Origin of the sequence: Actinomadura sp. CNU-125 (genome assembly GCF_001942465.1) — a bacterium.
Taxonomy (GTDB): Bacteria; Actinomycetota; Actinomycetes; order Streptosporangiales; family Streptosporangiaceae; genus Spirillospora.
Map to the genome: position 1 here is coordinate 51,198 of NZ_MKJY01000099.1, position 15,609 is coordinate 66,806.

The following is a 15,609-nucleotide window of genomic DNA, read 5'->3' on the forward strand; positions in this document are numbered from 1 at the left end:
AACGGACATGGACATCGACACGGATATCGACATCGACGCCGACGTCGTGATCGTCGGGGCGGGCCCGAACGGCCTGATGCTGGCCTGCGAGCTCGGCCTGGCCGGGCTCCGGCCGGTCGTGCTGGAGCGGGAGCCCGGCCCGGCGGCCGAGGCCAAGGCGAACGGCCTGGTCGGGCAGGTCGTGCGGATGGTCGACCGGCGCGGCCTGTACGAGCGGCTGGCAGGCAAGCCGCGCCCGGAGCCGTCGCCGTTCTACATGTTCGCCGCGATGCCGCTCAACCTCGGCATCCTCGACGAAAGCCCCGTCTACACGCTGCCGGTGCCGCAGCCGCGCCTCGTCCGGGTCCTCGCGGAGCGCGCGGCCGAACTGGGCGCGGACGTCCGGTACGGGCACGAGCTCACGGGCCTGAAGCAGGACGACGGCGCCGTGTTCGCCGACGTGACCGGGCCCGCCGGGACGTACCGGCTCGCGGCCCGCCACCTCGTCGGCGCGGACGGCGGCCACAGCGCCACCCGCAAGCTGTGCGGCATCGGCTTCCCGGGCGTCAGCTACGACCGGATCACCCGCAGGTGGGGCGAGGTGACGGTGCCGGACGAGTGGCTGGACCCGGCGACCGGCGGCCTGAACGTGCCGGGGCACGGGCTCGTCCTGCCGTTCCTCGGGGAGCGCACGGAGCACGGCGGGTTCTCGTTCGCGCCGCTGCCGGGACGGCCGCCCACGATCGCCACGATGGAGTGGGACGTGCCGGGGCCGGACGCGCCGATGACCCTGGACGAGCTGCGCGACAGCGTCCGCCGGGTGCTCGGCACCGACGTGCCGTTCGGCCCGCCGGACGGCGGCGGCCCGCACGCGCTGCGGCGGCTGACCGGCGGCAGCAACCGGCGCGCGGAGCGGTTCCGGGACGGGCTGGTGTTCCTCCTCGGGGACGCCGCGCACGTCGATCCGGCCGGTGGCCAGGGCCTCAACCTCGGCATGCAGGACGCGCTCGACCTCGGCTGGAAGCTCGCGGCGGACGTCCGCGGCGAGGCGCCGCCAGGGCTGCTCGACTCCTACGAGGCGGAGCGGCGGCCCGCGGCGCGGCGCGTCGACATGTTCGCGCGGGCGACGGGCGCGCTGCTCGCGCCGGGCGACGACGTCACCGGGCTGCGCGAGCTGTTCGCCGAGCTGCTGGCCGAGCCGGGGGCCGTGCGGCGCGTCGCCGACCTGATCGCGGGCACCGACGTCCGGTACGACATGGGCGTGCGCGACCCGCATCCGCTCGTCGGCCGCTGCGCACCCGACATGGATCTGCGCACGTCGCGGGGCCCGGTCCGGCTGGCGGAGCTGACCAGGACGGGACGTCCGCTGCTGATCGACCTCACCGAGGACGGCTCGGCCGCCGAGGCGGCCGAGGCGGCGGCGGGCGGCCGGGTGGACGCCGTTCGCGCCACCGGTTCGTCCGACGTTACGGCCGACGTCACGGCCGTCCTGGTCCGTCCGGATTCGTACGTCGCGTGGGCGTCGTCGTCACCTCGCCCGTCCCGGGCGGAACTGGACGAACTGGGCGCGGCGGTCCGCCGCTGGTTCGGCCCGTCCGCCTGAATACGGCCAGGTTTTCGGTCTCTGTCAAGGGGGCCGAATCGGAGGTCAAGGCGCCTGAGCGGTTTCGATACTGGGTGGTATTTATGTACTGCTTCCCGCCCTTGATCGTCATATGAGATTTTGCGCCTGCAGTGCGGCGAGTTGTGGGTAAGGTGCAGTCTCCTGCAACTCTCATTCGTGGGGGAATGGGCCTTGCGCATCGATGACTGCCTTGCGCGGATGATGGCGATTCCCGGGGCGCAGCGGGTGACGCTGGTGGACTGCGCGAGCGGGCTGGCCGTGGCCTCGGCCGGCCGGGACGACCATGTCGAGCGCGTCGACCAGCACGTGGACGCCGCCGGGGCGACCGAGGTGGTCCGTTCGGTGCTCGGCTCGGCGGCGCTGTCGGCGACGCCGGACGGCGACGACGTCGAGGAGATCATCGTGTGCGGAGCCGACGGATACCACCTGCTGGCGCTCACCGGCCCGGACCTCGACGGCCACCTGTTCGTCCATTTGGTCGTCGACCGCGAAAAGGGAAATCTGGCGCTCGCCCGGCTCCGGATGCAGGGACTCGTTCAGGAAATGGCGATCCGGTGACCGCGCCGCACGGAACGGGCGAGGTGCTGCGCGCCTGCACGGGCTGGAACGGGACGGCCGCAGCGGCGTCCTGCGGGTCGGCGACTTCGGCGCGTTCGAGGTCGCCGCCGGGGCGGTCGTGCACGCCGAGAGCCGGTACACGGCGGGGCGGTGGGCGGAACCCATCGCGCTGTTCGACGCCGCGTGCTTCCTGCTCGGGACGGACGGCGAGCCGCGGTTCACCGAAGGGCCGGTATCGCGGGGCCCGGCCCGCCCGGTGACCGCGGCGACGCTCGCCCACGAACTGCACCGGCGGCGGGCCCTGCTGGACGCCGAATGGCCCTCGGCGGACGTGGACGCGGCACCGGTCGTCCCGGTCCGGCGGGTGCGGCGGCAGCGGGTCTTCCTGACCGGGCTGCAGGCGGAGATCCTGCTCAACGCGGACGGGCGGCACACGCCCGCCGAACTCGCACGCGACCTCGGCCGGACGGTGTTCGGCTGCCTGCTGTCGGTGCGGGGCCTCGCGGCGGCGTCACTGGTGCGGGCCGTCCGGCCCGGCGCACCGGCGGACCGCGACACCGGTGACGCCGCGCGCGAGGCCCCGCCCGACTTCCTTCTCGACGGCGGACCGGCCCGGGACGGCTGGGCGCCCGCCGACCACCAACTGCTGGAGCGGCTGCGCGCCGCGCTGGTCGAGCTGTGACGGGAGCCGGAGTGCTGGAGGCGGAGGTGCAGGCCGAACTGCTCGGGCTGCGGAAGGTTCCGGGGCTGACCGGGAGCCTCGTCGCGTCCGTGGACGGGCTGCTGATCGCGCACGACCTGCCGCCGTCGATCGAGCCGTCGTCGATGGCGGCGGTGACGGCGTCGCAGCTCGGGCTCGCGAACCGGGTCGTGGAGACGGCGCACGGCGGCGGGTTCCACGAGGTCGTCGTCCGCGGCGCCGGCTACGTGGTGACGTACGCGGCCGGGCCGGCCGCCTCGCTGACGGTGCTCGCGGAAGGGGACGTGAATGTCGGCCGGCTCCATCTGGAGGCGCGTCCGGTGGCGCGCGCCGTCGCGGCCCTCCTCGCGGCCAGCAGGAGATGAACCGGACCCCCGTGAACCGGACCCCCGGGAACCGGAACCCGTGCAACCAGAGCTAAGACGCCCCGAACGCAGAGAACCCGAATGGAAGGGGAGACACATGCCCAATCTGGATCTGGCCCTGAAGGACATGATGGCGATCGACGGCGCCGTGGGCGTCGCGGTCGTCGACTACGGCAGCGGGATGGCGCTCGGCCACCTCGGCAGCTCGCAGAACTTCGACCTGACGGTCGCGGCGGCGGGCAACACCGAGGTGGTGCGGGCGAAGCTGCGGACGATGGAGCAGCTCGGCATCCAGGAGGACATCGAGGACATCCTCATCAGCATCTCCTCGCAGTACCACATCATCCGGCCGGTGTCGGGCCGCAAGGGCAAGGGCCTGTTCATGTACGCGGTGCTCGACCGGGGGCGGGCCAACCTGGCGCTCGCGCGGCACCGGCTCAAGGACATCGAGCAGAACCTCGAAATCTGAAGAAGGGCAAAACGTCCCCGCGGCGGGCGCCGGGCGGCGGGGACCGGGCAGTGATTACCGTTCCCGAAGTGCCTGGCTAAAAGTGGACGTGTCTTAATTCGGTATGCCATTTCCGGCTAGTCTGACGTGAATGAACGCGCAAGGTTCCTGGACGCCGCCGCCCGTCAGAACGGTCCGGAGCGGCGACGCGGTCGTCATCGTCCCGGGGATCATGGGCAGCCGGCTCGTCCACGCCGAGTCCGGACGGGTGCTCTGGGGCGTCGGCAAAGCCGCGCGGTTACGCGGCGCGCTGGCGGCACCGCAAGGGCCTCGCCGAACTCGCCGTCACACCGGAGGAACGGGACGGGCACGTGGGACGGATCGTCCCCGCGGGGCTCCTCGACACCGTCGAGTGGGCGCCCCTCCTCAAGGGGATCGAGCCGTACGGAAAGCTCGTCCGGCGGATGGAAAAGGCGCTCGCGCATCCGGACGCGCTGCTGAAGTTCGCCTACGACTGGCGCCTTTCGGTCGAGTTCAACGCCGATCGGCTGGCGACCGGGTTGCGCGCCCACCTGGACGCCTGGCGCGCCCACGGCGCCCGTCCGGCCGACGGCCCGCGACCCCGCGCGGTGATCGTCGCGCATTCGATGGGCGGCCTCGTCGCGGCGGCGATGTGCGCCCGGCATCCCGACCTGGCCGCCGAGGTCCGCGCGACGGTCACCCTCGGCACGCCGTTCCACGGCGCCGTCAAGGCGGTCGGGATGCTGAACACCGGACGGGGTGTGCCGCTCGAACACCAAGCCCTGCGAGACCTCGCCCGGACGCTCCCCGGCGTCCACGATCTCCTGCCCGCCTACCGGTGCGTGCTGACCGGCGACGACGACGTCGTCGAACTCGGCGAGGCCGACGCCGTGGCGCTCGGCGCCGACCGGGAGCTGTTCCGGCGCGCGCGGCGGACCCGCGCGTTCACCGGCCCCGCGAACCTGCCCGGCCATCGGCTCGTCATCGGCACCGGCCAGGCGACCGACCAGGCCCTCCGGATCCGGAACACGACCGCGGACCTTCTGCCCCACGGCTTCCTCCGCGACGAGGACGACGAACTGCGCCGCGACGAGTACGGACGGCCCGTCCCCGTCGACCACCGGGGCGACGGCACCGTGTTCCGCTACTCGGCCGGTCCTCCCGGCGGCCCGGAGCCGGTGACCCTCGGGCAGCAGCACGGCGCGCTCGCGGGCACCCGCTCGGCGCTCGACATCGTGCGCGGCGTGGTCGACCGGGTCCGGCTGGGGACGGCGCTCGGCGACGACGACCCGGACGGCGACGAGGACGCGCCGGGCCTCGTGGTCCCCGACGTCGCCGAGACCGGGAAGGAATTCGAGATCGTCGTCGAACACGCCCGCGCGGCCGGCCGGGTGAGCATCGAGGTCGAGGACGCGCTGGGCAACGGGCGTCCGGTGGCCCGCCCCAAGCCGTACCGCGACCGCGGCACGGGCGCGCTCGTCGCCGCGACCGTCCTCGACGAGCCGGGCCTGTACCGGATCGCGGTCTCCGCCGGGTCCGACCCCGTGACCCAGATCGTGCTCGTCCGGGACTGACCCCGTGGACGACGCCCCCTCCCACGAAGCCTCCTTCCTCGTCGTCCCGCTCGCGTTCGACGAGTACCGCGAGGCCCGCCACCGGACGATCGCGGCGACCGCGGAGGCACGCGCGGTGGCCGACCTGCTGGCCCCGCTCGGCGGCGTCCACCAGGTGTGGGACGAGGGCGCCGGGCGCGACCTCGGCGCCACCGACGCCCGCCTCCAGCACTGGGGCGCCGAGCTGGGCGGACGCTCGTCGATGCTCCTGTGGTTCGGGCACGGCGAGTCGAACCGGGACTCGGCGTCGCTCGTGGTCCCCGGGAAGAAGGGCATGCGCAAGGACGCCGCGCTCCTCCCCGAGGCGCTCGCCGAGCACGTCATCTCCCACGTCGGGGAGCGCGGGCACGGCGCCGAGTGGACGTTCGTCCTGGTGGAGGCGTGCGGCGCACGGACCTTCGTGGAACACCTGGAGGCGAAGCTGCTGCTGGCCGGGGCCAGGGAACGCCTCATCCTGGTGGCGACGGGCGCGGCCCGGGGCCGGGGCTACCTGTCGGTTTTTCGCGCCGCGCTGGGCGACGTCCTCGCGACCTACAGCGACAACGACGACGTCATCAACCTGCGCGACTTCGCGGGACGGCTGGAGGAGCGGCTCGCGGCGGACGAGCAGGGCGTCGTCAGCGCGCCCGGCATCGTCGGCGTGCGCGGGCTCGTCCGGGCGTCGCGGCTGCCCGAGCCGATCGCCGCGCCGCTGGACGTCCACGCGGAGCTGCGGGCCCTGATCGACGCGCTGCCGGACGGCGAGCGCGCCCCGTTCGAGCGGCTGCGGATCGGCGGCGCGCTCGGTGAGCTGGGCCGCGACTTCGTCGACCGGCGGGACGAGTGCGTCGGCATCGCGGACTGGCTGGCCCGGACGGGCGCGGGCATGTACGTCGTCACGGGCGGCGCGGGCGCGGGCAAGTCGACCGTGCTCGGCAACGTCGCGCTGCACGGCCACCCCGAGGTCGGCGAGCTGCTCACCCGGGCCGGATTCCCCGGCATGGGCTGGACGCGGACGCACGGCACGCCCGGCTTCGACCTGTTCCTGCCGCTGACGGGCGCGTCCGTCGACGACGTCACCGCGGCGATCGCGCGGGCGGCGCGGCGGGCGCGGGCTCGCTCGGCACCGCGCCATCGCCGAGCGAGCGGACCGGACGGCTGTTCGGGCGGCTGCGCGAGCGCGCCGCGCCGCTGCGGATCCTGGCCGACGCGCTCGACGAGGCGGCCGAGCCGCTGCGCTCGCGCGGCTGCTGCGGCAGCTCGCGCGCGTTCTCGCACATCCGGGTGGCGGTCGGCACCCGGCCGTCCTCGCTGGACGGCCCGGACCGCCCGGCCGACGGGCGCCGCGACCTGCTCGCCGCCCTCGGCGCCGACGGCACGGACTCCAAGACCACGACGACGCTGTGGCTCACGAGCGACGCGAACGACATGGCGGAGCTGGTCACGCGCTCCCTCGAACCGCTGCGCGCCGAGCACCCCGGGGACGGGTTCGACGAAGTCGTGGCACGCGTCGCGTCCCTGGTCGCGAACGGGAGGCACGAGTTCCTGTACGCGAACCTCGCCGTCCGGGAGATCCTCGCCGACCCCGGCCTGCTGCGTCCCGAGCGCAGGCACGAACTGGGGTCCCTGCTGGGCGACGACCCGCGTCCCGAGCGCGGCGACGACCGCGGGGATCCGGAGCGCGACGACCCGCCTCCCGAGTACGGCGACGACCCGGAATACCTGCGCGGCGGCGACTACGTGCGGCTGTTCGCGGCGGCCGTCAAGCGGGTGAACCGCGAGGTGCCGGGCGCGGAGCAGGTCCTGGAGGCGCTCGCGCTCGCGCGGGGCCGCGGCCTGCCGCTGGCCGACCGTGTCTGGGCGACCGCCGCCGGTGCGATCGGCCGGGAGCGGATCGACGGGGAGCGGCTCCGCCGCGTCCAGGAGGCCGCCGCGCCGTACATCATGCTGGACGCCGACGACGGCCAGTCCGTGTACCGCCTCGCCCATCGCACGTTCCAGGAGCATTTCCGCAGCGCGAAGGAGGCGCCGCGGCACCGGCTCGCGATGGTGCAGGCGCTGCTCGCGCTGGCCGAGCGGCAGAAAGGTGCGCTCAACCCGTACCTCGCGCGGCATCTGCCAGGCCATCTCACCGCGTCGCTCTCCCGGGCCTGGGAGGAGTTGAGCGTCCGCCCGGACGTCCTCGACCGGCTCGATCCGCGCGCGGTGAGCGCGGAGGCGATGCGCGGCGGCGACCTGAGCGCGCTCCCGGACGAGGTCCTCGGGACGGTGACGACCGCGCACCTCGCGGACGGCGCCGGGCCGGACGACCGGCGCGGGCTGCGGCGCCTCGGGAAGGCCCGGGCGGTCGGCCCGCGGTCGCTCGCGGACGGCGCCGGGGCCGTCCCCGTCCCCGTCACGTCCTGGGACGTGCGCTGGTCCGCGCTGCGCCGCCACACGCCGCACCTCACGCTGGCCGGACACGGCGGCCGTGTGCAGGCCGCCGCGAGCCTGCGCGGCGCGGACGGCGCCCGGCTGCTGGCCACCGGCGACGAGGACGGCAAGGTCCGCATCTGGGACCCGCTGACCGGGCACGCCGTCGCCCCGGCGATCGGCGGCGACGGCCGCATCCTCACCATGACGTTCGTCGAGGCGGGCGACGGCACGCGGACGCTGGTGACGACGCACGAGAGCCGGAGCCGCGGCAGCATGCGGCTGCTGAACCTGGAGACGGACGAGGTGCACCGCGCGGGCACGCCCGAGTGGTACGTCTCCAGCGCCGTCCTCACCGACGCCGACGGCGCCGTGCACCTGGCGGTCGGCACCAACCGCGGGCGCATCCGGCTCCTCGACCCGCTGACGGGCGAACCGTCGGGCGACCCGCTCACCGGCCACATCGGGCACGTCACCGCCCTCGCCGCGCTGCCGCCGGCGCAGGGCCGGACCCGGCTGGTCAGCGCGGGCGACGACGGGACGATGCGGATCTGGGACCCGCTCGGCGGCGGCGGCACCCGGTGGACGCGGAAGCGGAACGCGGGCCTCGGCCCCCTCGGCGCCGTCGCCGTCGTGGACGGCGCGCTGCTGGTCACGGCCGGGACGGACGAGCGGCTCCTGGTGTGGGACGTCGACGGGAACCTCGACGCGGAGGGGCCGCGGCCCCTGCCGACACCCGTCCCCGGCGGCGTGCGGGCGCTCGCGGCCGTCGGCCGGTCGACCGTCGCGGCGGCGTCCGCGAAGGGCGTCGTCCACCTGCTCGGGGTCGGCGAGCGGGCGGGGGAGGCGACCGTGCTCACCGGGCATCACGGCCCCGTCGACGCGCTGGCGGAGTTCGGCACGGACGGCGGCGCGCGGCTCGCGAGCTGCGGCGAGGACCGGACGGTCAAGGTGTGGAACCCCGACGCCGCCGGGCCATCGGTCCGCTCGGCCGGTGCGGGCCGCGTCCGGGCCGTGGACGCACTGCCCGGCGGCGTCCTCGCCGTCCTGGACGAGGACGACGGGGTGTCCTTCCGCCGGGGCGCGGACGGCGAACCGGCCGCGCCGCCGCACCCGCCGGACGGCCCGGTGGGTGCGCTCGCCGCGTTCACCGGCGCGTCCGGACGCGCACTGCTGGCGGTCGAGCCGCGCCGCACCGCCCGTCCGTCCCGCCACGGACGGTACGTGTACGGGCTCGATCCGCTGACCGGGGAGCGCACGAACCTGTTCGACGCCGACCGCGCGGGTTCCGCCGGGCCCGGCGTGTACTCCGAGCTGCTGACCGCGTTCTCCGGCTGCGCCGGGGAGGCGGGGACGCTCGTCACCGGCTGGCACACCGGACCCGTCCGGACGTTCGACGCGGCGAGCGGGACGTGGCGGCGGATCGGCGTCGCGCCCGGGCACGGCAACGTCCGCGCGGTCGCCGCCTTCGCACGTCGCGCGCGCGCTTGTGGCGGCGACGGCCGGTGACGGCCGCATCCGGGTGTGGCGCGGCACGGCGGGCCGGTTCGCCGATCTGCCGCCCGGGCACGAAGGCCGGGTGCAGGCCCTCGCGCTCTGCCCCCGGGCCGACGGCACGCCGCTGCTCCTGTCGGCGGGCGAGGACGGGACGGTACGCGCCTGGGACCCGCTTGCACGCACCCGCCTGCGTACGATCCCCCTCGGCGCGCCGTGCCGTTCCCTTTGCGTCGTCCCAGGGGACCCCGGGACACCGGACGCACGCGGGGTGCTCGTGGTGGGAATGGACGACGGACTGCTGGCCCTCGACCTGGCAGAGATGACCTAGGTCCCCCGAATTGGGGGAGTGGTCCGGGAGTGGTCCGAATCCCTTACGTCTGCAGGGAAATGTTGGCACTATTGACCAGTGCGAGCGTATTTGCCGGAGGATTATCCGAAACTCATCGATCGGCTTTTCTGTGAACCCGGCGCCCCCTACGGTCCGTACGAGCAGGTCGGCGAGCCGGAGGTCGTTGTGCCGGACCTGCTGGTCCGCGCGGAACTGCACCGGCCGGGCGACGAGGCGATGCGCCACGAGGTGACCCTCTTCCTCCAGATTCACGGATTCGCCGGTGAACTGTGGGAGCACGAGGTGCGGGGGCTGCTGCGGCTGGACGCGCTCGACCACCCGGCGCTGCCGAAGATCGTCAGCGGCAGTTTCCACGCACCCGAAGGCGTCGCCTTCACCATCACCGAGAGCCTCGGACAGCAGCTTTCGGTCGACGACACCGTCGACTGGGCGCGGGCGGAACCGACCGCGGCCCTGGAGATGTTCAGCGTGCTGCTCGACGCGCTGACGCACCTGCACGGCGCCCGGCTGATGCACCGCAACCTCACGATGGGCGCGCTGCGGGCCGTCCGGCGGCACGGGGAGGACGCCCCGTCCCTGCAGCTCACCCGGTTCGAGATGAGCGCGCTCATCGGGAACCTCGTGCGGCGGACCGTCCTGCAGGATTCCGAGCAGGTGACGCAACTGGTCCGGATGCTCTACCTGACCCCTCCGCCCGGCATGGAGAACGCACGGCACCTCGCGTATCTCGCACCCGAAACGCTCGATTTCCTGCTGGACGAGCGCGCCCCCAGGCAACGCGACTACGAGACGACGGACGTCTTCGGCATGGGCGTCCTCGGCTGGGAGTGGTTCTGCGGCCCGATTCCGGAGCTGCTCCCCGACGCGTACGAGGCGGCCCGCGCCGCGGAGGGTCCGGCCCTGTCGGACGCGCTGGCCAGGTTGCACCGGGAGATGCACAGCCACCTCACCGGCCGGTTCGACCTGCCGAAGCCGCTCACCACGCTGCTGCAGGAGATGCTGCGGGACGCCCCGGAGTCGCGGCCGACGTCCTTCCAGGCGTCGCGGCGGCTGGAGCAGCACTGGGACGGGATCCGGCAGCTCTGGGAGAACGCGGAGGACGTGGAGATGCCGCGCCTGGTCGCGTTCATGCCCGACCAGTCCGTCGAGACGATCTTCGAGCTGCGCAAGTGGATCAGCCACAGCCCCGACACCCCGGCGGGCCGCGAGGAGCTGAAGAACTTCTACGTCCGCGAGCTGCGCAGGGCCGAGCTGGTCTGGTCGCCGACCGGGGCGGTCGGCTACGCCACCGACGACGCCGAGAAGCTCGAAGAGGCCCGCTGGGTGCTGATCGGGGAGCAGGCCGTCTGGTTCTGCGCCTACCTGTACGACGAGGACCTCATCAGCAGGCGCCGCGGCGAGCGGCACGACGACACGCTGGTCATCAAGTACCTCAAGGACCGCAACCACGCGCACGCCCTCGTCCAGGCGAGGCCGCGCCGGAAGGCGGGCCGCATCGAGGTCGTCCCGTTCTACCCCGGGCAGAGCCTCGCGCACGTCCGCCGGAACCGCCCGTCCTGGCTGCCGCTGACGGACCAGGTCGAGCGGACGCGCCGGCGTGCGGCCGACGAGCAGGAGTTCCTCCGCTCGTTCGACTTCCTGCTCGCCTACCAGCGGACCGAACTCGACGCCCGCAAGTACCCGTTCACCCGGATCGACAAGGCGGAGGACCCGGGGCTCGCCGTGCTCGTCTTCGACGAGTACCGGGACTCGGAATGGCGGCACCGCAACCCGCTCCTCACCGCCTACAGCGCCGACCCCAAGCGGCGGCCCCGGCTCAGCGACTTCGTGGAGAACCTCGACAGCGAGGCCGAGGAGGCCGGGTACATCGCCCTGGAGGTCGTCCCGGGCCGCCAGAAGGGCCCCTACTTCGGCCGCAACCGGATGAAGGTCAAGTTCGTGGAGCGCAAGGACGGCGACACGATCGTGGTCAAGCCGTTCGGCAAGGACGTCGTCCCGAACGTGGGCTGGCTCCGCCCGGCCGAGGACAGCGGGTCGGGTCCGCAGATGAGCAGGCAGAGCCAGGCCCGGGTGATGCTGGAGAGCCAGTCGGCGCTGATCCGCAGCCTCCGCAAGCCGATCGCCTACGACCTCGGCCGGGGACGCTGGGCGTCCGCCGACGACGCGGCGCTGGGGAACCTTGAGGGCGACGCGCCGGACCGCATCAACGACATGCTCGCCCTGCATCCCTTCTACGCCCTCCAGGGCCCGCCCGGGACGGGCAAGACGACGGTCGCCGCGCACGCCCTGCGCCGGTTCCTGGTGGAGGAGCCGGGCGCCCGCGTCCTGGTGAGCGCCCAGTCGAACTACGCCCTCGACAACATCGCCGCACGCCTCATCAAGGAGATGCCGGACGCCTGATCCTGCGCGAGACGTCGGGCGTGCAGGACGACGAGGACAAGGTCACGAACGCGGAGGTGCGCAAGCACACGCTGAGCATGCTCACCGAGCGCGTGGCGGAGGGCATCGAGACGCGGCTCAAATGGATGCTCGATCCCGATTCCCTCACCGCGGAGCAGCGCCGGGCGTTCGAGGACCTGCCGCCGGACGAGCGCCCGCGGCCGCTCACCGCGCACGACCGTCCGCTCGCGGAGGAGTGGCTGAGCAGCGTCACCTCGAACAAGATCGAGCTGACCGACCGGATCAAGAGCGGCGCGAGCGTGGTGCTGGCCACCTGCTCGATCGCCGCGACCATCACCGACACCGTGCGCGATCCGGGCGACATGTTCGACTGGGTGATCGTCGAGGAGGCGGCCAAGGCGTGGCCGACCGAGGTCGTGATCCCGCTCGTCCTCGGCTCCCGGTGGACGCTGATCGGGGACCACCGGCAGCTCGGCGCCCACCGCGAGGAGGAGGTCGGGCAGTTCCTCGCGAGCCTGCGCGACCACGCCGACAAGGACATGCGGCAGCACTTCGAGGAGCGCAGGGAGCGCGAGCGGGTGCTCAAGATGTTCGGGCACCTCTTCGACGACCTCGCCGCCGCCGAGGACGGCACGACCGCCGCGGTGAGCCACAACGCCGTACCGCTCGGACGGCTGACGCTGCAGTTCCGGATGCACCGGACGATCGCCGAGCCCGTCGGGCGGGCCTTCTACCCGCTCGAACCGCCGGTGCTGGACGACGACGGCCTGCCGAAGAGCTTCCTCGACACGTCCGCGATGGCCGACGTGGACCACGGGGTGACGCGTCCCGCGCCGCTGAAGAACCGTCCGCTCGTCTGGGTGGACACCGCCGGGCTCGACGACTGCGTCGAGGAGCCGTTCTGGTTCAACCTCGGGGAGGTCGGCCTCATCGACCGGCTCGTGGACCGGATGCGTCCCGCGCCGCTCGCGACGCCGCTGCCGCAGGACGAACCCGACGGACTCGTCGTCCTCACCCCGTACCGGGCGCAGAAGCGGCTGCTGGAGAACAAGGACCTGCTCCGCGGCCGGGTGCACACCGCGCACTCCTTCCAGGGACGCGAGGCGGACCGCGTGATCGTGTCCCTGGTCCGGACGACGCGCACCGGCAACACCGTCTCGGGGAACATCGGGCACGTCGGGCGGCAGGAGGTCGCCAACGTCCTGCTGTCGCGGGCGCGGCGGCTGCTGGTGGTGGTCGGGAACTTCGGGCATTTCGCGGAGAACGGCGGCAGCCGGTGGGAGATCGTGACCTCGACGATCAAGCGCCACGGCGTCGTCGTCCCGGGAGAGGAGATCGCGGAGCGATGAACGGCAACACCGTCGAGCTCGCGATCCCGTGCCGGCTCGTCGCCCTCAAGGTGCTGCTCGGCCCCGAGAGCGGGCTGACGACGCTGGAGGACCTCGTCGCCCGCGCGATCGCGGCGGACCGCACCACCGTGGAGCAGCAGGTCGACCTGTTCGGGCTGCCGGAACGCATCATCGTCGACGTCGTCCACAGCCTGTGGAGCAAGGGCCACGTGCTCGTCCGGTTCGACACGGGCGAACTGGACCTGACCGACGGCGCCCGGGAGAGCCTCATGGCGGGCGGGCTGCGCGACGTCTCCACCAAGCAGGAGACGAGGCGTTTCCTGTTCGAGCCCGTGACCGGGCAGATCTTCCCGGAGCACCGGGGCGACCGCCGCTCCCGCGAGGGCAGCCTGGAGCTCCCGGCGCACCACGGGGTGACCGAGGCCGATCTGTCGGCGAGCGACCTGCTGGAAGCCGTCCAGTCCGCCGTCCGGTACGACCGGCGGACCGCCGGTTTCCGGGACAACGTCCTCGACGTCGGGTTCGGCAGCCCGGTGCTGCGGCCGCCCGAGGAACTGCGCTGGCTGTCGGTGCACGTCACCGCCAGCATCAACGCCCAGACCGACCGGCTCGTGGTCCGGCTCGTCGACGACGACCACATGTGGGGCAGCCGGGCCCGGCAGCGCATGGCCGAACACCTCATGAACCTGGTCGACGAGCAGCCCGACCACGAGTTCGTCCGCAAGTTCAAGGGGCAGGCCGACCACGCCCTGACCCCGCCGGAGACGCTGCAGACCCTCCTCGCGGACATGTCGCGGATCGTCGCGCGGCTGCCGGACGTCGAGGTCGGTGCGGCGGGCGGCGACCAGGTGAAGCTCCGCGACCTGGCCACCACGATCGGGGAGCGGATCGCCGACGCGGAGCGGGCCCGCGCGTCCGTCACCCTGATCGAGGGGACCGCGGGCTACAAGTGGGCCGTAGAGGACCTGATCGGCGCGGCCCGCAACCAGCTCGTCATCTCCAGCCCCCTCATCTACTACCACGCGCTGAACGAGTGCCTCCCCCTGCTGCGGGAACGGCTGGAGAAGGGCGTCGGCCTGGTCGTGCTGTGGGGCCGCAGCTCGTCCGACGCGCTGGACGCGCCCGTCCGGACCGCGCTGAACGAGCTGAAGACCGGCCGCCCCGCGCAGGTCCTCTTCGAGGAGCGCAGCACCCAGACCGACGCGTGCATGGTGATCCAGGACGGTCGCCGCGCCCTCTTCGGGGCACGCAGCCCCCTCGCCACGGAGAAGAAGGGCGACAAGGGCGAGCTCGGCGTGCTCGTCGAGCCCGCCCCGGACGGCCCCCCGACCCCGCGGTGCATCGCCGAGGCGCTGCTGTGGGCGCGCAAGAACTACCCGTTCGCGGGCAACGGCGCGCGCATCGAGATCCGGCCGGACGACCTCGACGGCATCGCCGGACGCCCGCCGCGGCCGGAACTCGCCGAGCACCTGCCGGAGCTCGACACCGCGAACGCCGACGCGGCCAGCGTCAAGCTGTGGGCCGAGAGCTGGGCCGAGTACCACGCCGCGCTCCTCGCCGCGATCCGCCGCGTCACCGACCGGAATCCGTCGGTGGAGCTGGTCCGCGACAGCGCCCACCGGGACCTGATCGCGTCCGCGCTGACCACCCGCAGCGACCGGCTGGTCATCACCGACGACCGGATCGACCCGCGGGTCGCGAACGACGCGATGGCCCGGCAGATCCGGGAGGTCGCGGCCGGGGGCGCGAGCGTCCATCTCGTGCATCCGCCCACGACCGTCGTCGGCAACGTCGGCAAGGCGTTCGCGGAACTGTCGGCCGCACAGGACGCGGGCGTCCACGTCCGCAAGCGGCACGCGGGCGTCCGGTCGGTGCTCAGCGGCGAGAACGTGCTGCTCGGCAGCTTCTCCCCGCTGAGCGAGGGCGGCCACAACGCCCGCACCGGGCGGGTGAGCCAGGTGGGGCTGCTGCTGCGCGGACGAGCGATCGCCGACACCTTCGCCGGTGCGCTGGGCGTGTCGCCGCCGGACGGCCGGGCCCCGGCTTCGGGCGACGGCGTCGCGGACGCGGCCGTCCCGGCCCGTCCCGGCGTGGCGGCGCAGGCCGCGCTGCCGCTGCTGGAGCAGGCCCGGATGGCGCGCGGCCCGGAGGGCTTCACCACGGTCGTGCACGAGCAGATCGGACGGTTCGACGACCCGTGGGCCGTCCTCGACCGGTGGGAGCGGGCCCGCGTGCCCGCGGCCGAGCTGCGCCGCGGCGCCGCCGTCGTGCTCGGCCTGGACCGCGCCGACGGCGCCGACCGCGCCGACCGTCCG

At 73.7% G+C, this 15,609-nt stretch carries 12 protein-coding genes; all 12 read left to right on the top strand.

The genetic code is table 11. From position 1 onward, the window contains the following. Positions 1-7 precede the first annotated feature (7 nt). Positions 8-1,582: an FAD-dependent monooxygenase gene (locus BJF79_RS13085; protein ID WP_075897419.1), complete on the top strand. Its 1,575-nt coding sequence runs from the start codon at positions 8-10 to the stop codon at positions 1,580-1,582. Positions 1,583-1,759: 177 nt separating this feature from the next. Beyond that, a complete protein-coding gene (locus BJF79_RS13090; RefSeq protein ID WP_262401946.1) occupies positions 1,760-2,161 on the top strand; it encodes a hypothetical protein in 402 nt (133 codons plus the stop codon). A 118-nt stretch (positions 2,162-2,279) separates the two neighbouring features. Beyond that, positions 2,280-2,843, top strand: a complete 564-nt coding sequence (locus BJF79_RS13095) for a hypothetical protein (protein ID WP_075897423.1) — start codon at positions 2,280-2,282, stop codon at positions 2,841-2,843. Continuing rightward, positions 2,840-3,226, top strand: coding sequence for a roadblock/LC7 domain-containing protein (locus BJF79_RS13100; RefSeq protein ID WP_262401947.1), 387 nt, complete (start codon positions 2,840-2,842; stop codon positions 3,224-3,226). Before BJF79_RS13095 ends, BJF79_RS13100 begins: the two co-directional genes overlap by 4 nt. A gap of 97 nt (positions 3,227-3,323) precedes the next feature. Beyond that, the gene (locus BJF79_RS13105) at positions 3,324-3,695 is read left to right on the top strand and encodes a hypothetical protein (RefSeq protein ID WP_075897427.1); all 372 of its coding nucleotides are present in this window, start codon (positions 3,324-3,326) and stop codon (positions 3,693-3,695) included. A gap of 350 nt (positions 3,696-4,045) precedes the next feature. Continuing rightward, positions 4,046-5,269, top strand: coding sequence for a lipase/acyltransferase domain-containing protein (locus BJF79_RS13110; RefSeq protein WP_083733390.1), 1,224 nt, complete (start codon positions 4,046-4,048; stop codon positions 5,267-5,269). A gap of 4 nt (positions 5,270-5,273) precedes the next feature. Next, a complete protein-coding gene (locus BJF79_RS59675; protein ID WP_262401948.1) occupies positions 5,274-7,061 on the top strand; it encodes a hypothetical protein in 1,788 nt (595 codons plus the stop codon). A gap of 446 nt (positions 7,062-7,507) precedes the next feature. Beyond that, positions 7,508-9,208, top strand: a complete 1,701-nt coding sequence (locus BJF79_RS13115; RefSeq protein WP_262401950.1) for a WD40 repeat domain-containing protein — start codon at positions 7,508-7,510, stop codon at positions 9,206-9,208. A gap of 13 nt (positions 9,209-9,221) precedes the next feature. After that, a complete protein-coding gene (locus BJF79_RS13120; protein WP_158079161.1) occupies positions 9,222-9,524 on the top strand; it encodes a hypothetical protein in 303 nt (100 codons plus the stop codon). A gap of 186 nt (positions 9,525-9,710) precedes the next feature. Continuing rightward, complete coding sequence (locus BJF79_RS13125; RefSeq protein ID WP_075897433.1) at positions 9,711-11,945, top strand: AAA domain-containing protein; 2,235 nt, start codon at positions 9,711-9,713, stop codon at positions 11,943-11,945. A 20-nt stretch (positions 11,946-11,965) separates the two neighbouring features. Further along, the gene (locus BJF79_RS13130) at positions 11,966-13,294 is read left to right on the top strand and encodes an AAA domain-containing protein (RefSeq protein WP_075897435.1); all 1,329 of its coding nucleotides are present in this window, start codon (positions 11,966-11,968) and stop codon (positions 13,292-13,294) included. After that, positions 13,291-15,609: hypothetical protein (locus tag BJF79_RS13135; RefSeq protein WP_083733391.1), on the top strand; the 2,319-nt coding region annotated here is incomplete at its 3' end. The genes BJF79_RS13130 and BJF79_RS13135, both read left to right, overlap by 4 nt.

Coding starts and splice junctions, on each gene's coding strand:
- BJF79_RS13085 (WP_075897419.1), top strand. CDS start 8: ATGGACATCGACACGGATATCGACATCGACGCCGACGTCGTGATCGTC.
- BJF79_RS13105 (WP_075897427.1), top strand. CDS start 3,324: ATGCCCAATCTGGATCTGGCCCTGAAGGACATGATGGCGATCGACGGC.
- BJF79_RS13115 (WP_262401950.1), top strand. CDS start 7,508: ATGCGCGGCGGCGACCTGAGCGCGCTCCCGGACGAGGTCCTCGGGACG.